Annotated in this window: 19 protein-coding genes; 8 read left to right on the top strand and 11 right to left on the bottom strand. The window is 71.6% G+C overall.

The window, feature by feature from the left end; all coding sequences use genetic code 11:
- Positions 1-189: 189 nt before the first annotated feature.
- Complete coding sequence (locus LO772_RS03800; protein WP_231776909.1) at positions 190-1,365, top strand: acyl-CoA dehydrogenase family protein; 1,176 nt, start codon at positions 190-192, stop codon at positions 1,363-1,365.
- Between the two features lie 84 nt (positions 1,366-1,449).
- Here the strand turns inward: LO772_RS03800 and LO772_RS03795 are convergent, their stop codons facing one another.
- On the bottom strand, positions 1,450-2,106 hold the full coding sequence (locus LO772_RS03795) for a TetR/AcrR family transcriptional regulator (protein WP_231776908.1): 657 nt from the start codon (positions 2,104-2,106) through the stop codon (positions 1,450-1,452).
- Positions 2,107-2,273: 167 nt separating this feature from the next.
- Between LO772_RS03795 and LO772_RS03790 the strand changes: the two genes are divergently transcribed.
- Entirely contained in the window at positions 2,274-2,873 is a 600-nt protein-coding gene (locus LO772_RS03790; protein WP_231776907.1) for a carboxymuconolactone decarboxylase family protein, read from the top strand.
- Positions 2,874-2,929: 56 nt separating this feature from the next.
- The gene (locus tag LO772_RS03785; RefSeq protein WP_231776906.1) at positions 2,930-3,763 is read left to right on the top strand and encodes a TauD/TfdA dioxygenase family protein; all 834 of its coding nucleotides are present in this window, start codon (positions 2,930-2,932) and stop codon (positions 3,761-3,763) included.
- Between the two features lie 76 nt (positions 3,764-3,839).
- On the opposite strand, the gene LO772_RS03780 is transcribed toward LO772_RS03785, so the two are convergent.
- The 8 genes from LO772_RS03780 to LO772_RS03745 form a co-directional block, all read right to left on the bottom strand.
- Complete coding sequence (locus LO772_RS03780; protein WP_231776905.1) at positions 3,840-4,610, bottom strand: polysaccharide deacetylase family protein; 771 nt, start codon at positions 4,608-4,610, stop codon at positions 3,840-3,842.
- 132 nt (positions 4,611-4,742) lie between these two features.
- Positions 4,743-4,889 (bottom strand): hypothetical protein, encoded by a 147-nt coding sequence (locus LO772_RS03775; RefSeq protein ID WP_231776904.1) that lies wholly within the window; start codon positions 4,887-4,889, stop codon positions 4,743-4,745.
- 11 nt (positions 4,890-4,900) lie between these two features.
- Positions 4,901-6,205, bottom strand: a complete 1,305-nt coding sequence (locus tag LO772_RS03770) for a glycosyltransferase family 2 protein (RefSeq protein WP_231776903.1) — start codon at positions 6,203-6,205, stop codon at positions 4,901-4,903.
- A gap of 452 nt (positions 6,206-6,657) precedes the next feature.
- Positions 6,658-7,704, bottom strand: coding sequence for a DUF5954 family protein (locus LO772_RS03765; RefSeq protein WP_231776902.1), 1,047 nt, complete (start codon positions 7,702-7,704; stop codon positions 6,658-6,660).
- A gap of 149 nt (positions 7,705-7,853) precedes the next feature.
- Positions 7,854-8,501, bottom strand: coding sequence for an AAA family ATPase (locus LO772_RS03760; RefSeq protein ID WP_231776901.1), 648 nt, complete (start codon positions 8,499-8,501; stop codon positions 7,854-7,856).
- A 160-nt stretch (positions 8,502-8,661) separates the two neighbouring features.
- Positions 8,662-9,198 (bottom strand): glutathione peroxidase, encoded by a 537-nt coding sequence (locus LO772_RS03755; protein ID WP_231776900.1) that lies wholly within the window; start codon positions 9,196-9,198, stop codon positions 8,662-8,664.
- A gap of 165 nt (positions 9,199-9,363) precedes the next feature.
- A complete protein-coding gene (locus tag LO772_RS03750; RefSeq protein WP_231776899.1) occupies positions 9,364-9,864 on the bottom strand; it encodes an Asp23/Gls24 family envelope stress response protein in 501 nt (166 codons plus the stop codon).
- A 314-nt stretch (positions 9,865-10,178) separates the two neighbouring features.
- Positions 10,179-10,904 (bottom strand): FMN-dependent NADH-azoreductase, encoded by a 726-nt coding sequence (locus LO772_RS03745; RefSeq protein ID WP_231776898.1) that lies wholly within the window; start codon positions 10,902-10,904, stop codon positions 10,179-10,181.
- A 75-nt stretch (positions 10,905-10,979) separates the two neighbouring features.
- Here LO772_RS03745 and LO772_RS03740 point away from each other — a divergent pair, with 75 nt between their 5' ends.
- From LO772_RS03740 to LO772_RS03730, 3 genes are all read left to right on the top strand, one after another.
- Entirely contained in the window at positions 10,980-11,891 is a 912-nt protein-coding gene (locus tag LO772_RS03740; protein WP_443089364.1) for a sigma-70 family RNA polymerase sigma factor, read from the top strand.
- Positions 11,892-12,504: 613 nt separating this feature from the next.
- On the top strand, positions 12,505-14,745 hold the full coding sequence (locus LO772_RS03735) for an MMPL family transporter (protein WP_231776897.1): 2,241 nt from the start codon (positions 12,505-12,507) through the stop codon (positions 14,743-14,745).
- A 762-nt stretch (positions 14,746-15,507) separates the two neighbouring features.
- The gene (locus tag LO772_RS03730) at positions 15,508-16,638 is read left to right on the top strand and encodes an MBL fold metallo-hydrolase (protein ID WP_231776896.1); all 1,131 of its coding nucleotides are present in this window, start codon (positions 15,508-15,510) and stop codon (positions 16,636-16,638) included.
- A gap of 106 nt (positions 16,639-16,744) precedes the next feature.
- Here the strand turns inward: LO772_RS03730 and LO772_RS03725 are convergent, their stop codons facing one another.
- Complete coding sequence (locus LO772_RS03725) at positions 16,745-17,422, bottom strand: TetR/AcrR family transcriptional regulator (protein ID WP_231776895.1); 678 nt, start codon at positions 17,420-17,422, stop codon at positions 16,745-16,747.
- Positions 17,423-18,164: 742 nt separating this feature from the next.
- Here LO772_RS03725 and LO772_RS03720 point away from each other — a divergent pair.
- A complete protein-coding gene (locus LO772_RS03720) occupies positions 18,165-18,746 on the top strand; it encodes a hypothetical protein (RefSeq protein ID WP_231776894.1) in 582 nt (193 codons plus the stop codon).
- Positions 18,747-19,551: 805 nt separating this feature from the next.
- Here the strand turns inward: LO772_RS03720 and LO772_RS03715 are convergent.
- Positions 19,552-20,211, bottom strand: coding sequence for a TetR family transcriptional regulator (locus LO772_RS03715; RefSeq protein ID WP_231776893.1), 660 nt, complete (start codon positions 20,209-20,211; stop codon positions 19,552-19,554).
- A gap of 159 nt (positions 20,212-20,370) precedes the next feature.
- Here LO772_RS03715 and LO772_RS03710 point away from each other — a divergent pair, with 159 nt between their 5' ends.
- The gene (locus tag LO772_RS03710; RefSeq protein ID WP_231776892.1) at positions 20,371-21,753 is read left to right on the top strand and encodes an ABC transporter substrate-binding protein; all 1,383 of its coding nucleotides are present in this window, start codon (positions 20,371-20,373) and stop codon (positions 21,751-21,753) included.
- The last annotated feature ends 29 nt before the right edge of the window (positions 21,754-21,782 follow it).

Genomic DNA, 21,782 nt, shown 5'->3' with positions numbered 1-21,782 from the left:
CAATAGGAGCTATGCCATTCTCGCGGCACGCGGAGGAGTGCGCGCGCAACCGGACCCAGGCCGGTCCGGGGGATCGTGGCGCGGCGAGGCGCGGGGGCGAGGGAACGCCGCCGGGCCCGGCGCGCCGTGGACGGCATCGAGATCCCCCAAGACCGTCCCGGCGCCGGGCGTTGACCGTGAAGGAGTACCGTGCAGCTGAACTTTGACGCCGAAATCGAGGAATTCCGAGCGGAGTTCGCGGCGTTCCTGGACGCGAACCTGCCCCCCGAGGCGGAGGCCGCGGAACGGTCGCGGTCCAGCGCGCACATCCCCGAGTGGGCCCGGCGCTGGCAGCGTCTGCTGTTCGACGAGGGCTGGCTGCTGCCGGGCAACCCGCCCGAGTTCGGCGGACGCAACGCGGGCGTCCTGGAACAGTTCGTGCACCGCGAGGAACTGGCCCGGCGCGGGATCTACCACAGCTTCAACCCGCAGGGCCTCGGCATCGTCGCCGCGTCCCTGATCTCGTTCGGCACCGACGAGCAGAAGCACCGCTGGGCCGTGCCGGTCCTGCGCGCCGAGATCACCGCGTCGATGGGCATGAGCGAGCCCGGCGCCGGCTCCGACCTCGCGGGCCTGCGCACCCGAGCGACGCTGGACGGCGACCACTTCGTCGTCAACGGCCAGAAGGTCTGGACGTCGGGCGCCCACGACGCCGACATCATCCTCACGTTCGTGCGCACCGACCCCGACGCGCCCAAGCACAAGGGCATCAGCGTCATCGTGATCCCGACCGACACCCCCGGCATCACCCGCCGCCCGTTCGGCTCGCTGCACTCCGCCGACGACCTCGACTTCAACGAGGTCTTCTTCGACGACGTCCGCGTCCCCGCCGAGAACCTGATCGGCACGCTGCACGACGGCTGGACGGTCGCCAACGGCTCGCTCGGCCACGAACGCACCATGATGTGGCTCACGTTCGCCAAATGGCTCGACCTCCTCACGCTGCAGTTCGAACCCACCAGCGAGGTGGAGAAGCAGCGCTACGCGACGCTGTGCATGGACGCCCAGGCACTGCGCCTGCTCGGCTCCGCGTCGCTGGCGCGCGCCGCGCGGGGCGAGATGGACACCGCGTCGGTGTCCGTCCTCAAGCTGTTCGGCGCCGAGGCCATCCAGGCCGGCGCGGAGGCGGCACTCGCCCGGCGCGGCACGGAGGGCCTGCTGCACCCCGCGATGACCGGCCCGTACAACCACATGAACCTCGAGGACTTCTGGGCCAGTTGGTTCGACCGGTACGCGATGACGTTCGGCAGCACGATCGCCGGCGGAACCTCCGAGATCCAGCGCACGATCATCGCCGAGCGCGTCCTCGGACTGCCGAGGAGGTAGCCCGGCGCGGCCGAGGGGCACCGGACGCGGGTCCGGTGCCCGGGGCCGTACGCGGGTGCGTCGGCCGCCCCCGGCCGGCGCGTCTCAGGCCGATGCCGCCGCGTCCGGAGCGGTCTCGTCGTCCGACGCCGTCCCGTCCGCCGCCGGCCCGTCCGCCGTCAGCGGTCCGTCGAAGCGCCGCAGATACAGCTCGACGAGCGCCAGCACCTCGTCGTGCCCCTCGGTGAGCCCCAGGACGTCGTCCATCGCCAGGATGCGCGGCAGGCCGCCCATCAGGATGGTCAGCGCGGTGGGCGACAGGCCGCCGGTGTCGACGCCGCGCACCTTCACGAAGTCCTCGATCATCTCGACCTGCATGCGCCGGAACCGCTGGGCGTACATCGCGAGTTCGGTGCGCACGGAGTCGCGGTGGTTGGCGAGCGCGATGAACTCCTGGGTCAGTGCGGCCCCTTTGGGGTCCGTGACGACCGCCCACATCGCCTGCAGCGGGTGGTCGCTCGCCCGCGCGCGCTCCAGGCGCCGCAGGTTCGCCTCGGCACCGCGCCGGAAGACGGCCAGGAACAACTCGTCCATCGTGCGGAAGTAGTAGTAGACGAGCGCGTGGTTCACACCCGCCTTCGCGGCCACCTTGCGCGTGCTGACCGCGGCGTACCCCTCCTCGGCCATCAGCCGCGCCGTGGCGTCGAGCAGCGCCGCGCGCGCGTTGGATTCGCCGGCCTTGGCCGACGGGGTGCCGCTCATGGTGCCTCCACCTCGTTTCCGCGGGGCCGCCCCGGCCGGAGCGGTCAATGTACCGGCCCTTGACCCCCCGTGCGCGGGGGTGTTAGGCATATGGCTAAATACACCTTAGGCGATTGACTAAACCCGCGACGGCCGCACGGTCGGCGACCATCCGAAGGAGCACCGCCATGACACGCATCGACCCCATCCCCGTCCGCGAATGGCCGACGGAGATGCGCGGAGCGCTGGCGGCCATGGTGCCGCCGGAGCCGCGCTACGCGACGCCGCCGACCAAGGACCGCCCGAAGGGCCTCAACGTCCTCGGGATCTACGCGCACCACCCGGTGCTCGCCCGCGCGTTCTTCACGTTCAACGGCCACATCATGATGGCCACCTCGCTGACGCTGCGTCAGCGGGAGCTGATCGTGCTGCGCGTCGCCACGCTGCGCAACTGCGCGTACGAATGGGCGCAGCACGTCGTCATGGGCCGCGACATCGGCCTGACCGACGAGGAGATCACGCGCGTCGCCGAGGGTCCGGACGCGGACGGGTGGGACGCGGCCGACAGCGCGCTGCTGCGCGCGATGGACGACCTCGTGCGCGACGGCCGCATCTCCGACGCCAGTTGGAAGGTCCTGTCCGGCGAGTTCGACACCCGGCAGCTGATGGACCTCATCTTCACCGCAGGCGCGTACGAGACGCTCGCGTGGCTGATCCGCTCCTTCGACGTCCAACTCGACGCCGACCTGGCCGACGTCTCGCCGAAGCCCGACCACATGACCCCGTGACCCACGCGCCCGCGACCGCGTGACCCCATGACCCGACCACCGGAGGAACGGATCTCATGGCCATCACCTTCACCCCCGTCAGCCCCGAAATCGGCGGCGAGGCAAGCGGACTGACCGGCAGCGACCTCGTCACGCCGCAGGCCGCCGCCGACGTGCGCGCCGCGCTGGACCGGTACGGCGTGCTGATCCTCCGCGAAGTGAACATCTCCGACGCGGACCTGGTCACCCTCAGCCGCCTGCTCGGCAGCGTCGTCGTCCCGCCCCGGGGCGGCACCGACGACCACCCCGAGGTCCAGAAGATCAGCCTCGACCCCGCCAAGAGCGAGCTGGCGACCTACCAACAGGGCACGTTCTACTGGCACATGGACGGTGCCAACGACGCGATCCCGCAGTTCGCCACGCTTCTGGTGGCCCGTCAGGTCTCCGACGAGGGCGGCGACACCGAGTTCGCCAACATGTACGCCGCGTACGCCGCGCTGCCCGAGGAGGAGCGCGAGGAACTGGCCCGCCGGCGGGTCGTGCACAGCCTCGCCGCCACCCAGATCCTCGTCTACCCCAACCCCACGGAGAAGCAGCGCGAGGCGTGGACGCGCGTCCCGTCCCGCGAGCACCCCATGGTGTGGACGCGCGGCAACGGCCGCCGGTCGCTGCTCGCCGGCGCCACGGCCGACCACGTGGTCGGCCTGCCCGAGGACGAGAGCCGCGCGCTGCTGGACCGGCTCCTGGAGTGGTCGACGCAGCCCCGCTTCACGCTGCGCCACCACTGGACGCCCGGCGACCTGGTCATCTGGGACAACACCGGCATGCTGCACCGCGCCCTGCCGTACCAGCCGACCTCGCCGCGCCTGATGCACCGCACGACCCTGGTCGGGGAGGAGGCGGTCGCCTGACCGCCGGGCCCGCACACACGATCGGCCGGACGCGCGGGTGCGCGTCCGGCCGACGGCGGTCGAGGGGGCCGCGGGCCTACCAGTGCCCGGCGACCGCGTAGTACGTCGTCCCGGGCCACGCCTCCACGGGGGTGGCGGACGGGACGACCTTCCCCGCGCACAGGCCGCGCTCGGCCAGACCGTCCACGATCCGCGGGATCGCCGCGAGGGTCGTCGCGTAGCCCTCGTGCAGCAGGATGATGCCGCCCGACGGCACCTGGAGCGCGTTGTCGACGATCTCCTGCGTCGTGATGCCGTTGTAGTCGAACGAGTCGGTCGTCCACAGCACTTCGGTCATGCCCAGCGTGGTGGCGTCCTGGCGGATGGCCGCGTTGGTGCGGCCGTACGGCGGGCGGAACAGCGTCGGCGCGGTGCCGGTCTGCGCCAGCAGGATCTGGTTGGTGCCCAGGAGTTCGTTGAACGCGTCGGGCTCGCCCAGGTCGTCGAGGAACGGGTGCGAGTAGCTGTGGTTCCCGATCCAGTGGCCGTTCTGCGCCAACAGGTCCACATACTGCGGGTGGTCCAGCGCGTGTGCGCCGGTGAGGAAGAACGTGGCACGGACCCAGCCCGCGTCGTACAGGGCCTGCACGTAGTCGGGCGTCATCGCACTCGGCCCGTCGTCGAACGTGATCGCGACGTAGCCGTTGGCGCACGGCTCGGGAGCCGCCGCGGCCCGCGGTGCGGCCGGGCCGGCGGCCAGCAGCCCGACGGCCGCGGCGATCGCCAGCAGTTGAGCGGTGAAACGGCGCGCGGTGCGGCGGCGCGGGAGCCGGGTGGCCGGCCGGGAGCGGCGGCTGGTGGGTGACATCGCGTCCTGATCTGGTCCGGCGCGGCCGAGCGCGCGAGGGGTGGGGTGTCGGGGGTTCGGGGTGCCGGGCGGACCGGGTGCCCGCCGGCCCGCACAGCCGGGACGTGTGCGCGGGACGGCGGGCACGCGGGGTCAGCGCGTGCGTGCGGGCAGGATCCGCTTGAGGGCGAGTCCGGCGCTGAGCAGCGTGAACGCGGCGACCAGGGCCCACATCATGTTGACGGCACCGGTCGCGGCGAGAACGCCTCCGGTCCCGGCCGCGGCGGCCCCTGTGCTCACGTTGTACAACGTCACCACTTCCTTTCTTTCTTGCGCATGGCATCCCAGAACGCCTTCGCCTGGGCCGCTTGCAGGAACAGGTCGAAGGCCATCTCGACGACGATGGTGGCGCCGAGAAACATTTGGAGCGGGCCGCGGCTGCGCACGGTGATCGCCCGCTCGAGGGAGAAGATCGCGGTCACGATCATCCACACCGGCTGCACGTTGACGCGTCCGGTCGTGACGAACGCGACCAGCAGCGACGACAGGTAGATGATGATGACCAACAGGCCGATCAGGGACAGCAGTTGGCGTCCCCAGTAGCCGCGCGTCACGCGCGTCCAGCCGTAGTCGGAGAGGTTCTCCAGCGCGCCGCGCTTCCACCGCAGCCGCTGGTTGAACAGGTCGCGCCAGGTGAGCATCACCTCCGTCTCCAGCGTGCACTTGGGCGGGCAGATGATCCGCAGCCCCAAGTGCAGGATGGCGAGGGTGAGTTCGTTGTCCTCGGTCAGGACGCGCGTGTCGTACACCTGCGGTTGGCCGGGCAGTTCGCGGGTGCGCCGCGCCTCGACGACCTCCTGCAGGGCGATGGCCCGGAAGAGCGTCGCGGTACCGGTGAGGACGAGTGCCTTGCCCTGGAGGCGCTGTACGTCCCGGACGTACCGGGCGTATTCGTTGCGCTGCAGCATGCCGACGAACCCGCCGCCCGGCTTGCCCGTGAAGGTACCTCCGACGCCGCCCCACAGGCCGGTCGCGAGGCGTTCCAGGCCGTGGCTGAGGAATTCCGGGCCGAGCGTGGAGTCGGCGTCCATCACCAGCACGGCGTCGCGCGGCCCGAGCGTCGGCAGGATCCGGTCGAGGACCTGGTTGAGACCGCCGGCCTTCTTGTGCTTGTTCTCGACCGTCTCGTACACCTCGACGCCCTTGGCGTGGGCGATCTCGACGGTCCGGTCCGAGCAGTTGTCGGCGATCACGATGATGCGCTCGGGCGGGCGTATCTGCGCCAGCAGCGAGTCGATCGTGTCGCCTATCTGGTCCTCTTCGTTGTGCGCCGGGACGAGCGCGGTGATGCGCATGTCGGCGACGTCGACCTCGGCCAGCGAACGACGGCGCCGCCGCTTGGTCTTGAGCCGGAACGGCTCGGCCTTGCGCGGCGCGTGCCGCCCGCCGCGACGGGCGGGGACCGGCGTCGCGGTGTCGCGGACGTCGTCGGGGCGCGGCGGGTCGAGTGCCGGTACCGGGGGAGCGATGGCCCTGAGTTCGGCGGTGGCCACGATGTCGCGCCGGAGCAGGATGGCCGTCGACGTGTCGTCGGACAGACCGGTGCCGCGGGTCACCGTGTCGGAACCGGGACGGAACCAGGCGTCGTCGACCGGAACCGCCGGTGCTTTCGCCGGGCCGGAAGACCGTCCGGAAGACAGCCCGGAAGACGGGCCGGAAGGCTTTTTGTCCATTTCTCCGTCGCGCGAACGACTGCCCATCCTTGTCGAGACCGGTACGTGCCCAAAAAGGCAGGAGAGCAGGACAAAGCAGACACAACGTTCAAGCGGCGCCCCCAAGCACCTCTTCGGAAATGACACGCATATACGCCGTCTTCGCAGACGCTCCCCAAGGCGTAGATCGTGCCATGCAAATAGTGCGCGGCGCCGGGCTTCGTGTAAACGTGATGGCGATCACGATGAGGCCCGGATTTCCGCGTTTTTTCGTGATATTCACGGTCCTTACGGGCAAAAAACGGTCGTGGGGGCCGCCCGGTCAGGCGGGCCCCACGACCGTGGAAATCCGGGAGTCAATCCCGGGGGTGCTCATCGTCGTCGTCCTCGTCGTTATAGGTGATCGTGCCGTATTCGTCCATGGTCGGGTGCATTTTCATGGGCGGATACGCGTCGTAGTCGGACGGCCTCGGGGATTCGGGGCCGTCGGGACCCACGCGCACCAGGCGGCTGATGCGGGCGATGCGGTACCGGTGGTCGTCGATATCGAGGCGGTTCGACCGCCCGGCGGCCCGGAACCGGGCGGCGGCCTCCCGGTGGCGGTCGAGTGCGGCACCGGTGGTCCCGCGCATCTTCGGCCACGCCTCGGTCAGCAGGTAGTCCAGCGTGCGCCGCGCGCAGTGCGGCGTGGCCTTGAGCGGCCCGACCGGCTCCCACCCGTGGTCGGTCTCCTCCACGACGCAGAACGCCGGCGGCAGCAGGATCACGCCGGGGTGCGTCGTCAGCGCGCGCCCGGAATCGGCGCGTACGTCGTCGGGGTAGCTCGACGCGCGGTAGTGCAGCGTGCGCATCGCCGCGCGCTCGGCGCCCTGCATCGGGGTGATCGGCGCGGCGTGGTCGATCACGAACCCCGTGTCGAGGCCGGGACCCTCGGCGTCGAACGACCAGGACGCGTCCGCCGGTTCGGGATCCGTCGGGCGCGGCCGTTCGAGCCCGTCGTCGTCCAGGTACGCGAACTCGTCGCCACGCACGACCCGGTACCGCACACCCAGCACGGACAGGTCGTCGACGCGCTCCGTCTCCAGGCGCGCGACCGCGGCCAGCAACTCCCGGCGTTCGGCGGGGTCGTCGGTGCCGTCCTTGGCCCGGAACCACAGGCGCGAGTTGAGGCCGTCGCGGGTCTCCTGCGCGCAGCCGTCGGTGATCGGTGTCAGCACCCGCCACCCGCGCTCGCCGGCGTGCCGGGCACCGAGCCCGAACACCGGTCCGCGGATCACGAAGTGCCCGAAGTGGCGGGCGGCGTCGACCGCGTCCGCCTCCTGCGCAGCCGCCACCGGATGCCCTGGCAGCGTGACACGGACCGACAAAGGATGGTCCGGAAGTTCCCGAGCGTCATCGGACATGAACGCATTGTGCCCTCAGGCGCGGCGCCCTCGTCACGCAAATCGACAGGTGCAAGCCGGAAGAGTGACATTCCCAGTTCCCCGGCGGGTCTTCTCGCCCCCAGGCAACGGGCACCGCTTCGGCCGCAGCGACGCCGGGACGGGGCACGTCACTTCGGCGGCCCGGCGGAAACCCGCGGTGCCGTACCGAACGTGATGGCCTCCACGTACCGCGCGCCCGCGCGGCTGACCAGCACGGCCGAACTCCAGCCCGGCGGCGGCCCGGACGCCCCGGACAGGCGCTCCCGGGTCCGCTGCGCGACGACGCGGTGCCGGTCGAACTGCCGGACGGGTAACGCACGTCCGCGCGCGAGCTGCCCGGCGCGCGCGTCGACCGGGTCCGCGTCGATGAACAACAGGTGTAAGCCCCGGTTCTGGCGCCGCGCCGCGCGCACGACCCACGAGCGCACCGCCGGAACGGTTCCGCAGTCGTGGATCACCAGCGGCCCGCCCGCGCGCATCGCGCCGACCAGGCCCAGGTAATGCGTGCCCCGGACCAGCGGCCGGAACGCCGGATACGGCAGCCACGAGGGCAGCCGTTCCTGGTACTTCTCGCGCACATGCTGCGAGTCGACCAGCGGCGCGTGCGCGCAACGGGCCATCAGCGTGCTCTTGCCCGCCCCCGGAAGACCCGTGACCACCAGCAGGTCGGACGCCCCGTACCGCAGCACCGAGGGCATCGGCCCCGTGCGCAGGTCGTGCAGGCCGCCCGGTCGCAGCGACGCACCGCGTGCGGCGAATCCCGTACCGTCGCGCACCCCGCTCCTCACCGCCGCCCCCGGCATTGCCGCACGCGGGAATTGTGGCCCAGCGCGACGACATTTACGCATCCCGTGCCCGAGAGTGTGCCCCGGCACGTGCGTCCGCCCCGAGGCGATCGCCTCGGGGCGGACGGATGCGCGCGGACCGGCCGCGACGTCAGGCCAGCAACTCCTCCAGGTCCGCACGGATTTCGTCCGGCGTGACGGTCGGCTCGTAGCGCCGCAGCACGGCGCCGTCGCGGCCGACGAGGAACTTCGTGAAGTTCCACTTCACTTCGTCGGTGCCGATGGCCTCGGGGCGGGTCTTCCGCACGTGCTCGAACAGGAAGCCGTTGTCCGGTCCGAAGTCGCCCGGGGCCTCGCCGCGCAGGTGCACGAACAGCGGGTCCGCGTCCGGGCCGTTGACGTCGATCTTGGCCAGGACGGGGAAGGTCACGCCGTACGACGTCGAGCAGAAGTCCTGGATCTCCTCGTTCGTCCCCGGCTCCTGCCCCGCGAACTGGTTGCAGGGGAACCCGAGAACCTGCACGCCGCGGTCCTTCGTCGCCTGGTTCAGCGCCTCCAGGCCCTCGTACTGCGGCGTCAGCCCGCACTTGCTGGCGACATTGACGATGAGCAGCACCTTGCCGTCGTAGTCGCGCAGCGAACGCTTGGCGCCGTCGGCGCCGGTGATCTCGAAGTCGTGGACACCCACTGGGCTGCTCCCGGTGCTCTCAGGCGCCTGCGGCGGCGCGGCGGTCGGCAAGGACGTTATGCGCGGACGCGTGTATCGCGCAACGGTTCGACCGCCCGCCGCCGCTCGGCGTGACGCCCGTCACGCGCGATGTGAAATCGACGTGACGGTTCCGGTACGGACGCGCTATTCGACGCGGCGCTCGTCACGGTCGTCGCCGATGTGGATGTCGTCGACCGCGATGTCGACCGCCACGACCTCCAGGCCGGTCATGCCCTCCAGCGCGGTGATGATGTTGTCGCGCACCTCGGCCGCGAGTTCCGCGATCGGGACGCCGTAGTCGACCACCAAGGCCACGTCGACGGCGCACTGCCGCGTCCCCACCTCGACGCTCACCCCCTGCGCCACATTGGGCTTCGCCCCCGGGATGCGCTCGCGGACCGCGCCGAACGCGCGTGCCGTCCCCCGGCCGAGCGCGTGCACACCGGCCGTGTCGCGCGCCGCGAGGCCGGCGATCTTGGCGACGACACCATCGGCGATGCGCGTGTGGCCGCGCTCCGCCGCCACCGCGAGCGGCGCGACGGTGTCGAGCGCGAACGCCTCGTCCGCGACGGCGACCTCCGCACCCCCTGACGCGGCGGGGGAAGCGCCACGCGTCGTCCCGGTGTCCGTCTTGGTCTCGGCCATACCGGCCATCCCTTCGCTCGTCGGCCTCACCGGCGCCTCGACGGGCGCCGTGGGAACGGGGCAAACAAATCCTGCGCCATCTTGCCCCGGTGACGGGCCATCATGTCCGCACGACGCGACCGCGGCGCGCGACGGACTCTCCCGAACGTCCGCCCGCCTCCGCACCCGCGCTGGCCGGGGGCCCGTCACCGACGGCGCCGTCCCGGGCATTCTCCGCGAACTCCGTTGCCGGGAAGCGGACATCGCGTGGCCGTCGGCCGAAATCCCGGGCGCGAACGGCCCGTTTGCCGAGGCCGACGTGCGCCGCCCGCCCGTCACCGCCCCGGCGCGTCCACCCGGACCCCCGGCTCGTCCTCCGCCCGCGCCGAGGCCAGCGCGACCACGGCGGCCCGCGCCGCCTCCAGCGAGTCCTCCGCCAGCGGCCGGAACCGCTCCAGATGCGGCACGAGTTCGGCCATCGTCATCTCCGCGGTGACGAAGTGCATGTGCTCCGCCGTCACCCCGCGGTCCCCGAAGAACGCCCGGAGCCACGGGATTTGGAAGTCCCACGCCTCGCGCGGCGTACCGGGCCCGTACGCACCCCCGCGCGTCGCGACCACGACCAGCCGCGTGGCGCGCAGCAGGCTCCGACCGGTGTCCGGATCGACGAACGCGCCCGGAAAACCCACCCGGTCGATCCACGCCTTCAGGGCCGCGGGCACCGAGAAGTTGTACATCGGCGCCCCGATGAGCACCGTATCCGCGGCGAGCAGTTCCTCGATCAGCGGAAGCGTGGCCGCCCACTGCGCGGCCTCGTCGGGGCCGACCGCCGCGTCGGCCACCGCCGACGGCGGGACGAGGCCCCGGCGCTCCAGCCGCCGGCCGAGCGCGCAGTAGCCGCTGTCCAGCGGCGGCACCGGATCCGCGACCAGGTCGCGGTACCGGTAGCCGGAGGCGCCGTGCACCGACCGCCACGTCCGCGCGAACAACGCGGTCAGCCGCCGGCTGACCGAACCGCCCGACCGGTCGGCAGCGGAATCGAGATGAAGCAATCCGGTCATGGGAAGTCTCCCGTCACGTCGTCACCCTCGAATACGTCATCACCGGTGACGGGGCACGGCGAGGAAAGGTGACCGGTGAACGCGGGCAACGAGCACGACGTCCTGGCGGAACTCTTCGAGGCGCAGCGCGGCATGCTGCGCGCGGTCGCCTATCGCCTCCTCGGCTCGCGCGACGAGGCCGAGGACGCCGTCCAGGAGGCGTGGATCCGCCTCGGCCGGTCCGACGCCGACGGGGTCGACAACCTGCCCGGGTGGCTGCGCACCGTCGTGACGCGCATCTGCCTCGACATGCTGCGCTCACGCGGGACGCGCCGCGAGGAGCCCGCCGACGCGGAGGAATTCGACCGCGTCCCGGACCCGGGACCGGGCGCCCGCCCCGAGGAACAGGCGTTGCTGGCCGACTCGGTGAGCCGCGCGCTGCTCGTGGTGTTGGACACACTCGCCCCCGCCGAGCGCGTCGCGTTCGTCCTGCACGACATGTTCGCCGTGCCGTTCGAGCAGATCGCCCCGCTGGTCGGGCGGTCGCCGTCGACCGCGAAGAAACTCGCCAGCCGCGCGCGCCACAAGGTGCGCGGCACCCCCGTGCTGCCCGCCGCCGAACTGGCCCGGCACCGCACGATCGTCGCGGCCTTCCTCGACGCGGCCCGGGCCGGCGACCTCACCGGGGTGCTCGCCGTCCTCGCCCCGGACGTCGTACGCCGCGCCGACCCCGCCGCGCTGCCGCCGGGCGCGCCCCGCGAGGTCCGCGGCGCCCGAGCGGTCGCGGAGGGGACGCTCGCGTTCGCGCACCGGTCGAGGGCCGCCGAAATCGCCCTGGTGGACGGCGCCGTCGGTCTGCTCGTGGCGCCGCACGGCCGGCTCGTGCTCGCCGTCGCGTTCACGATCGAAGGCGACCGGATCACCGCGTACGATGTGATCGCCGACCGTGCGCGACTGCGTACGCTGCGCCCGGGCGTCCTCGATGAGCCGTCGGCCGGTGCACGTTAACGGATGATTGCCGGAGTCGGACGTCGGGTGCGATCGGCGGGGCGAGCACACCCGCGGCGGCGCCGCACGCGGGCCACCGACCCTGGGAAGTAAACGGCAGGTGCACATGGGGTAGTGCCCGAGCCGGAGGGCTACGCCCCACGTAGTACGGGACGTCGGACCTTGTGGAGGACATTCCTCGGGTGCCGGTCAGCCATACTTTTGATAGTCAAAACATCACCCGCGCTTGCGCCGGCGACAGGCCGGCCACTCGGAAAACCAGGAGACCCGCAGAATGCACCAGCCGTCCGTTCGATTCGGCACCACCGACGCCTGTCCGGCGAGCCGCCGGCGTCCGTCGCATGCCCGATCGCGCGGCAGACGTTGTTCTGCGTGACCTTCGTCTCGGTGGGGTGCGCGGGCGGAACACCGCGTCCGTGCCGCCGGTTTCACCGTATGCCGTGACGACTATCGGTCTGCCTTAGCCCGACCTATCCCGTCCTGTCACTCTTCGGCGTGATCCCGACACTTTTGTCCGGTGCGTCGATCTCCGCGTTCCGCCCGGCAGGTGTTGCCTGCCCAGGGCCGGTCCCGCACGCCCGTTCAGTCCTCGACCGACCCGGAGTCCCGCCTCATGGCCACCTTGCTGTACCGACTCGGACGGACCGCGTTCCGCCGAAGGCGCCTGTTCCTCCTCCTGTGGGTGGCGGTTCTCGTCGCCGTGGGAGTGGGAGCGGCCACCGCCTCGAAGCCCGCGACCAAGCCGTTCTCGATCCCCGGCATCGAAGCGCAGAAGGCGATAGACCTTCTCGACGAGCGCAGCCCCGACTCCGGGGGCGGCGGTGCCGTCGCGCGCGTCGTCTTCGAGGCCAAGAACGGCATGCCGATCGACGCACCGCAGAACAAGGCGGCCGTCGACAAGACCATCGGCGCGCTGCAGAACACCGCGGAGGTCGCCAGCATCTCCGACCCGTTCTCCGAGGCCACCGTCAGTGACGACGGCTCGGTCGCGTACGCCACGGTCGAGTACACCGTCGGCGCCGACGTCCTCAAGGACTCGACGCGGGACACCCTCGAAGCGGCCGTGGGCCAGGGCGAGGCCGCCGGACTCACCGTCGAGGTGGGCGGTGACGCGCTCGAAGCGGAGATGAGCGTCGGCAACGGCGAGATCATCGGTGTCGCGATCGCCGCGGTCGTCCTCGCCATCACCTTCGGCGCGATGATCGCCGCCGGGCTCCCGCTGCTGACCGCGATCCTCGGCGTCGGCGTCGGCATCGCCGGCATCACCGCGGTCGCCGGCATCTTCGACCTCTCGGAGAGCACGTCCACGCTGGCGATGATGATCGGCCTCGCGGTCGGCATCGACTACGCGCTGTTCATCGTCTCCCGCTACCGATCCGAGCTGCGGCTGGGCCGCGAGCCGGAGGAAGCCGCCGGCCGCGCGGTCGGCACCGCGGGATCCGCGGTGGTCTTCGCCGGCCTCACCGTGGTCATCGCGCTGGCCGGCCTGGCCGTGGTGAACATCCCGATGCTCACCGAGATGGGCCTCGCGGCGGCGTTCACCGTCGTCATCGCGGTGCTCGTCGCGCTCACCTTCGTCCCGGCGCTCCTCGGCTTCGCCGGAAAGCGCATCTTCGGCCGCAAGGAACGCAAGCGCTCCGCGCAGGAGCCCGTCGGCCACGGCGTGGAGAAGCCCAACATGGGTTCGCGCTGGGCCCGCTTCGTGCTCCGCCGCCCGGCCGCCGTGCTCGCCGCGACGGTGGTCGGCCTGGGCATCGTCGCCATCCCGGTCGCGAGCATGAACCTCGGCCTTCCGGACGACAGCGCCAAGTCGACCGACACGACGCAGCGCCGGGCGTACGACGTCCTCTCCGAGGGCTTCGGCCCGGGCTTCAACGGCCCGCTGCTGCTGGTCGTCGACACCCAGGGCCTCAGCGCCGCCGACGGCACCGCCGCGGCGGACCTGGTCCGGGACCGCGTGAAGGAGATCGGCCCGAGCGTCGCGTCGATCGGGGACCCCGCGTTCAACGACCCGCACGACACCGCGACGATCTCGGTCACGCCGTCCACCAAGCCGAGTGACCCCAAGACCGAGACGCTCGTACACGACATCCGCGGCGTCGTGAAGGACGTCCAGGCCCAGACCGGGGCGGAAACGCTGGTCGGCGGCAGCCCGGCGCTGGCCATCGACTTCTCGCAGAAGCTCGACGACGCGCTGATCCCGTACCTGGTGCTCGTCATCGGCCTGGCGTTCCTGCTGCTGATCGCGGTGTTCCGGTCGATCCTGGTACCGCTCAAGGCGGCCCTCGGGTTCCTCCTGTCGGTGCTGGCGTCGCTCGGGGCCGTGGTCGCGGTCTTCCAGTGGGGCTGGCTCGGCGGACTGCTCGGTGTCGAGACGACCGGCCCGATCATGAGCATGATGCCGATCTTCCTGGTCGGTGTGGTGTTCGGTCTCGCGATGGACTACGAGGTCTTCCTCGTCACCGGCATGCGCGAGGCCTTCGTCCACGGACAGTCGCCGCGTGAGTCCGTCGTCAGCGGGTTCCGGCACGGCGCCCGGGTCGTGACGGCCGCGGCGATCATCATGATCGCGGTCTTCTCCGGCTTCATCGGGGCGTCCGACTCGATGATCAAGATGATCGGCTTCGGCCTCGCCGCGGCGGTCTTCTTCGACGCCTTCATCGTCCGCATGGCACTCGTCCCTGCGGTGCTGGCCCTGCTCGGGAAGTCCGCGTGGTGGCTGCCGAAGTGGCTCGACCGGATCCTGCCGAACGTCGACGTCGAGGGCGAAAGCCTCAACAAGCACATCGACGCCCAGACCGCCGGGCAGGTGCCGCCGCCTCCGGACCACGACCGCGAGCCGGTACGCATCTGACCGTCCGACCCCGGCCGGTGCGCCGCCCGCCACCCGCGGGCGCGCGCCGGACCACCGGAAGCCGCGTTTCCGGCGGAACGCCGACCCGTCCCGCCGGAAACGCGACGGCTTTCGAACCGGTCCCCGACCGGTTCCCCCCAGGCCGCCTCCCGCCCGCTCTTCCCGGCGGCGGGGGAGAGGAGCGACGCTGGACACGCTCGCTCGCGGCCCCGCGGGCCCCCGCACGTACGGCCATGTACGCGCGGGGGCCCGCGCCCTGTGGGCGAACGCCCCCACCGCACCCCGCGGACCGCGCACCGGACGCAAACCGCCCCCACACACATCCACCCCCGACCCGCCCCCGCGAGCACGACCGCGCGGCGCCCGCCAACCTCGGGCCCGCTCCAAGTGACCCACCCCCACCCGCCTGATCGCGGCCACACCCCGGCCGCTCCCGACCCGGGCATCCGATCCGGCCACCCCCCGACCCGCCCGCAACGGGCGCGCACGCCCCACCGGATCGCGGCCACACCGACGGCCGTCCGCGCCCCGCCCGGGCCGGTCGCCCGTCCGACGCCCGCACGCACCAACCCCGCGATCCGCCCCCCACGCGACCGCACCCACCCGGCGACCGCGTCCGGCCCGGGCGAGCCGCCCGCACGCACCGACCCCGCGATCGCCGCACGCGACCGCCCTACCCACGACCGCAACCGACCCGCCGACCGCGTCCGCGCCGCGGCCACACCGCAGGCGACGTCCGGCGAAACGAGGAGAGTGTTCCGCATGGCAGGAAAAGCACTGCGCCGATTGACCGCCGGCGGGATCGCGCTGGCCGCCGCAGGGTGGGTGCTCCGGGACATTCCCGCCGAGTTGGGCGGCAAGGCGTCCGGTGAGCGGCTGGCTCGGGTGCTCCGCTCGCGCCAGTTCCACGACGGCGCTTTCCACAACTCCGTCCCGTCGGGCCCGCCCGGCGTCCCCGACGACGCGCCGCGGATCCTCGCGCAGATGCTGCGCGACCGCGACCAGCGCCGGCCCGCGGGCGACGTCCCCCTGGTGACGGCCCCGCTCGTGCCGCCGTCCCGCGACGGGGTCAGCGCGGTCTGGTACGGCCACGCCACGACGCTCGTCGAAATCGAAGGCAGGCGCGTGCTGTTCGACCCGGTGTGGAGCGAACGCGTCTCGCCCTCGCAACTCGTCGGCCCCCGGCGCCTGCACGCGACTCCCGTCCCCCTCGCGGGACTTCCGGCCGTCGACGCGGTCGTGATCTCACACGACCACTACGACCACCTCGACCGCGCGACGATCCTCGCCCTCACCGCCGCCCACGACGCCCCCTTCGTCGTCCCCCTGGGCATCGGCGCGCACCTGGAGCGCTGGCAGGTCCCCGAGGAGCGGATCATCGAACTCGACTGGGAGGAAGAGGCGGTCGTCGCGGGCCTTACGTTCACCGCGACCGCGGCCCGCCACTTCTCCGGCCGTACGCTGCGCCGCAACGACACGCTGTGGGGCTCGTGGGTGGTCGCGGGCGCCGAGCGCCGGGTGTTCTACGCGGGCGACTCCGGCTACTTCGACGGCTTCGCCGGAATCGGCGCCGCACACGGGCCGTTCGACCTCACGCTCATGCCGATCGGTGCGTACAACCCGATTTGGGCCGACATCCACATGAACCCCGAGGAGGCGATCGCCGCACACGTCGACCTCGGCGGCGAACTCCTTCTCCCGGTGCACTGGGCGACCTTCAACCTGGCCCCGCACCCGTGGGGTGAGCCGGTGGACCGGCTGCGGCGCGAGGCCAAGGCCACCGGGACGCGGCTGGTGGTGCCGAGGCCGGGCGACCGGGTCGACACCGGCGACGTCCCGCAGCTCGACCCGTGGTGGGAACTGCTCACCGCGCCGCCGGCCGGACGCCCGTAGGGGCCGCGTACGCGCGAACACCCCGGTCCGCCGCGTTCCTGCACGAGACGCGGCCGGCCGGGGTGTTTCGGGTCGTGGGGGGTGGGGGCGGGGGCTTCGCCGGTCGTCAGACCCGGGCGAAGCCGCGCGCGCAGAACTCCCAGATCTCCGCCGCGGTGACCGGATGCACGGCGTCGACCTCGTTCGTCCCGCTGGCCCGCGCGAGGAACACCGCCGTCTGCATCGTGAGCGCGGCGGCCCGGCGCGGCTTGAGGTTCAGCCGCACCTGGCCGGCCTCGGCCGCCTCGGTCATCAGCTCGGTGTACAGCGTCAGCATCGGCACGTAGGCGCTGCGCACCTCGACCGGGTGGGAGATCAGCAACTGCGGCGCGAAATCGGAGAACAGGGGGCGGTCGACGGTCGGGTCGGGGCGGCACAGCTCAAACAGGAGTTCGACGGCCACCTTCAGGCCGTCCAGCGGGCTCGCCTGGTCGGCCGCGGCGGCCCGGATCTGGTCGGCGGAGCGGCGCATCGCGTCCTCGAAGAGCGCGAGCAGCAGTTCGTGTTTGCCGTTGAAGTGCTGGTAGAAGCTGCGCAAAGACTGGTGCGAGCGGTCGACGACCTCCTGCACGGTGAAGTCGGTCGTGCCGCGCTCGGCGATGAGCGCCTGGGCCGCGTCGAGGAACCGCTCCACGCGCTGCTCGGCCCGAAGCCTCGCGGTCTTGGTGGAACGCTCGACCGCCCGCTGCTTCCAAGCCGGTTCCTCGCTCGGCGTGCTCGCAGCCGGATTCGTCTTTGGTGGCATACGTGAACCTTACTGCGCGGTAACGGAAGGACGTTTCAAGCGATGGAACGTGCTTACCCCATAAAAGAGAATCGCCCCTGCAGATGAGAGAATGATGTTCTCATGTCGAGCGAAGCTTCTGGAGTCCCGAACGCGGATTAGTTTGACTCCGACCCCTGTCATGCGGAAGATCCCTCGCCTCGGCAATCGCCCGCGCGCCCGGGGCGCGGGCCCCGCGATCGGCTGTTCAGCCCGCCTCCGACAAGGACGAATGGGCTGGCCGGCGATGATGGCTCCACCGGGCGCAGTCGGCGCGTCGCCGTCGGTGTCCGGCGGAAAGCGCGTGTTCGCGACGAGCGCACGGGCTTTTCGGCTTTGTGCCGGGCGTGTGGTGGCGTGAGGGTCCGCGCGTGCGTTCGCGTTGTGTCTCGCCGGTGTGTCGCCGGTGTGTCGCACGGGAGTCGTGTGCGGGCTTCGGATCGTCGGAAATGAGATCCGCACGAGCCTTGTGACAGGGCGAAAACCAACCTAATTTATCTTCAGTAGGTTGGTGTGAAGGGGCGGTGTCCGGGCCGAGAGGCCAACGTGTTTCCGTGGCGCGACGGAACGCGGCCGATGCCATCGGCGGGTCGTACGCGGCGGCGTGCCGCGTGCGGCGGGCACGCGTCGGGACCACGAGCGGATACACATCACCAAGCCTGCGGGGCGGACCGGCAGCGGCGAACATCGCCATTCGGCGAGATCTCGGTGAGATGGAGACAGCATGGCCTCGCGATCCTTCGAGCACGTGGTGCGGGACGTTCCGGGACTCCGGGCGGTCGACTCGGCGGCCGGCGTGATCACCCGGCGCCGGTTGCGGTATCGCCTGGCCGTCGCGGCGCCGAGTGCGGCGGAGGTCGTCCGGCTCGCGGGCGGCTGGTTGTTCGACCACGTGATCGCGGGCTGGGACGTCGTCGTGCTGACCGCGGAACCGGGCGACGACCGCGCGCTCCGCATACTCGGCGCCACCGCGATGGACCTGGACACGGCGCTCGACACCCCGCGCCGGGGCGCGCGCGTCGACGTCGTGGCCGCCGCGATGAGCCTGTACGACGCGGACGAGCGCGTGCGGACGCGGCTGCGCGCGGCGGTCGACCGGGGCGTGGTCGCCGACGCCCGCCTGTGGGACACGCGCCGGGCCGCGCACGCCGCGGACATCGGCGGCATGGAGGCCTACCGGCCGACCGCCGCGGCCCGCGCCTTCAAGGCCCAGGCCCTCGCCGCGACCGCGGCCCCCGTCGAGGACACGGGTGCCACCGAACTGTTCCAGAGCGTGACCCCGGCCCGCGCGTTCACCACCGTGTGACGGCGGACCGGCCCACGCGCCGACGCGGCGGCCCGGCCACACCGGACCGCCGCCGCGATGCGCGCGGACCGGCAGGGCCTCGGCCCCGGCGTAGCGCATGACGCGGCGCGTGACCGCGTTCACCACTGTGTGACGGCGGACCGGCCCACACGCGGACGCGGCGGCCCGGCCATACCGGACCGCCGCCGCGATGCGCGCGGACCGGCAGGGCCTCGGCCCCGGCGTAGCGCACGACGCGGCGCGTGACCGGATGTCGGCGGCGGCCGTGCGGTGGCCCGGCCCGTGGGAACGTGTGCCGCGCTCGGCGTAGCGCACCACGCGGCGCGAGCCCCGACGGCGGCCCCGGCCCGGGGCCCACGTGGACCGCTCGGCCCGAGTCGGCGATCCACCCCGCTCGAACGGGCTCTGGTGGTATTCCGGAAAAGCCCCCGCGTCATGTCCCGCGTCCGCGCCCGCGCCTCGGCCACCGCCGAGCGGCGGGCGCGGCTCGCGGCCGGGGGATGCGGGGGTGGCCCGCAGGGTTGCGCGCGGAGTGACCGCTTCCCCGGGCAACGGCACCGGTCCGCGTCGGACCGCCGCCGCGCTTCGATCGATCGCGGGGTGACCGACCGGCTTGCCGTGCCGGGCCGTTGCGGCATGTGTCCGTGCTGGTGACCCGAGCCGGAAGTACCTCGGTGGATCGTGGATCTCCGTCCCGATCGCCCCGTGGTCGCGCCCGCGGCGTCCGGGGTGGGTGCGGTTCGACTCGGTGTCGCCGGCCTCAGGGTCGGGAGCGAGGGAGCCACCCAGGAATCCCCGGCCCGGGTCACCGGTCGTCTGGTGCCGGTTCTTCCCCGGGCGGGTTCGGTTCCGGCTTGGGGTGGGGTGGCGGGGACGACGGCGGCAGGCGGCGGCTGTTGGCGAAGACGGTGCTGAGGTGGAGAATGCGGTTGGCCAACTCCTCGGGCGCCAAGGGGTCTTCGGCCTCGATCAGCCAGTTCCCGACGATCGCGGCGATCCCGGCGGCGACAAAGGTGGTCACGTCCTCCAGCGTGGCCGGGTCGTGCGCGCCGAAGTGCTCCGTCAGGGCGTTGGCGTCGACGGCGCGGAACACGTCGCCGAGCGTCCTGGTCATCGCGAACGCGCAACTCCCGGTCAGCATGGCGCGGTAGAACGAGCGGTGCCGGGCGAAGTGCCGGGTCATGGCCAGCACGCGTTCGGGACTGTCGTCCTCGGCCGAGACGTTCGGCAGCAGATCGCGCCTGATGAGGTCGGCGGCGGCCTCGACGAGCAGGGATTCGCGGTCGCCGAACTGCAGGTAGATGAGCCGGCGGCTGACGTCCGCCGCGTCGGCGAGATCCCCCGCGGGGACCGCCGCCGTGCCGCGTTCGGAGACGAGGCGCAGCGCCGCCGCGAGCAGGGCGGCCCGGGACCGCCGCACCCGCCGGTCTCGGGCGCGGTGCTGCCGCGCAGGTTCGAGCCGCACCCGGTCATCGTGCACACCTGAGCACAAATACACAAGTGTGCATTCGTTACCCGTGGAAGGTTGTTTCTCCTGAAGCGGGAAGCTAACTTCCCCCCTGCGAGAGGACGTTGCTACTCGGTTCCAACACATGGTCAGGGACAACACCGAGGAGGAAGTCCCGTGAAACCGAGACCCATTTTGGCTGCCCTCGCGGCGGTCGCCCTGCTCGCCGTCGGATGCAGTGACCGCGGCGGAGACGGCGACAAGTCCGAGGATTCACCGGCCACAGCGAACACCGTCGCCCCCTCCGGGGACTTCGGCGACCTGAAGAACGTGTGCCAGGGCGGCAATTCGCCCAGTTCACCCACGCAAGGCGTGACCGCGACAGAGATCAACGTCTCGACGTTCACCGACATCGGCTTCACGAAGGTGGCCGAATTCGACGACGCCGCAAAGGTGTTCGCCGATTGGTGCAACGCCGCCGGCGGGATCAACGGCCGCAAGATCGTCGTGCACATGCGGGACACGCAGATGATGCAGGTCCGTGCGCGCATGTCCGAGGCCTGCAAGGAGGACTTCGCCGTCGTCGGCGGGCGGGCCGCACTGGACGCCCAGGGGGTGAACGACCGGCTGTCCTGCCTGCTGCCGGCCTTCCCCGCGCAGGTCGTCCAGCCCGAGAACATCGCCTCGGACCTTCAGGTCTCGGTCGGTGGCGAGAACGGCAAGTACGACCCGTACCAGGGCTATTACCAGTGGCTCTTCGAGGCCTATCCGGATTCGAAGGGCAAGGTCGGCCTGCTCAACGGCGATTCACCCATCACGCGGGTCCTCGGCGAGCGGACCCGGCAGGGTGTGGTGGCGCGCGGTGGGACCATCGCGTACGACGACCTGTATCCGATCGCGGGCGTGTCCGACTGGACGCCGTATGCCCAGAAGATCAAGGACCAGGGCATCAAGGGCCTCCAGTTCTACGGCCAGTACCAGCATCTGGCCAAGTTGGAGCAGGTCCTGTCGACGATGAACTACAAGCTCGACTGGATCGACGCGAACAGCAACGCCTACACCCCGGACTTCATCGAACTCCTGGGCAAGTCGGCGTCGTTCCAGAACAACGTCGTCGACCTGTCGGGCTTCGCCCCGTTGGAGAGCGCGGCCTCGAACCCCGCGGTCCAGCAGGTCAAGGACCTGTACGCCAAGTACAAGCCCGGCGCGGAGGCCAACTTCGCGAGCCTGCGCGCGTTCTCGGCGTGGATGCTGTTCGCCAAGTCCGCGGCGAGTTGCGGTGACCAGTTGACCCGCAAGTGCGTGTACGAGGCGGCACGTGCGGAGAAGGCGTGGACCGGCGGAGGCCTCCAGGCCCCCATCGACCTGTCGACGCCGGGTCCGCTGAAGTGCTACAACCCGCAGCAGGCGACGGAACAGGGGTGGAAGCAGGCCGACTTCAAGCCGGACACCGGCGGCACCTACCGCTGCGACGCTCCCGCCTTCGAGGTCACCGGCGGTGCCTACGCGAAACCGGTGACGCTGGCCGACGTGGGCAAGAGTATGGACGACGTGAAGTAGCGCCGGCCGTGAAGTCCGGTGGAAGCGGA

It is taken from the genome of Yinghuangia sp. ASG 101, assembly GCF_021165735.1.
In the GTDB taxonomy this organism is placed as follows: domain Bacteria; phylum Actinomycetota; class Actinomycetes; order Streptomycetales; family Streptomycetaceae; genus Yinghuangia.
Note: the sequence above shows the minus strand (reverse complement) of the source record. Positions and strands in the feature narration are given on the sequence as shown.

What these genes read in the sequence shown, in the direction of transcription:
- LO772_RS03795 (WP_231776908.1), bottom strand. Translation starts at nt 2,106, where the DNA reads ATGAGCGGCACCCCGTCGGCCAAGGCCGGCGAATCCAACGCGCGCGCG.
- LO772_RS03790 (WP_231776907.1), top strand. Translation starts at nt 2,274, where the DNA reads ATGACACGCATCGACCCCATCCCCGTCCGCGAATGGCCGACGGAGATG.
- LO772_RS03785 (WP_231776906.1), top strand. Translation starts at nt 2,930, where the DNA reads ATGGCCATCACCTTCACCCCCGTCAGCCCCGAAATCGGCGGCGAGGCA.
- LO772_RS03780 (WP_231776905.1), bottom strand. Translation starts at nt 4,610, where the DNA reads ATGTCACCCACCAGCCGCCGCTCCCGGCCGGCCACCCGGCTCCCGCGC.
- LO772_RS03765 (WP_231776902.1), bottom strand. Translation starts at nt 7,704, where the DNA reads ATGTCCGATGACGCTCGGGAACTTCCGGACCATCCTTTGTCGGTCCGT.
- LO772_RS03750 (WP_231776899.1), bottom strand. Translation starts at nt 9,864, where the DNA reads ATGGCCGAGACCAAGACGGACACCGGGACGACGCGTGGCGCTTCCCCC.
- LO772_RS03745 (WP_231776898.1), bottom strand. Translation starts at nt 10,904, where the DNA reads ATGACCGGATTGCTTCATCTCGATTCCGCTGCCGACCGGTCGGGCGGT.
- LO772_RS03735 (WP_231776897.1), top strand. Translation starts at nt 12,505, where the DNA reads ATGGCCACCTTGCTGTACCGACTCGGACGGACCGCGTTCCGCCGAAGG.
- LO772_RS03730 (WP_231776896.1), top strand. Translation starts at nt 15,508, where the DNA reads ATGGCAGGAAAAGCACTGCGCCGATTGACCGCCGGCGGGATCGCGCTG.
- LO772_RS03725 (WP_231776895.1), bottom strand. Translation starts at nt 17,422, where the DNA reads ATGCCACCAAAGACGAATCCGGCTGCGAGCACGCCGAGCGAGGAACCG.
- LO772_RS03720 (WP_231776894.1), top strand. Translation starts at nt 18,165, where the DNA reads ATGGCCTCGCGATCCTTCGAGCACGTGGTGCGGGACGTTCCGGGACTC.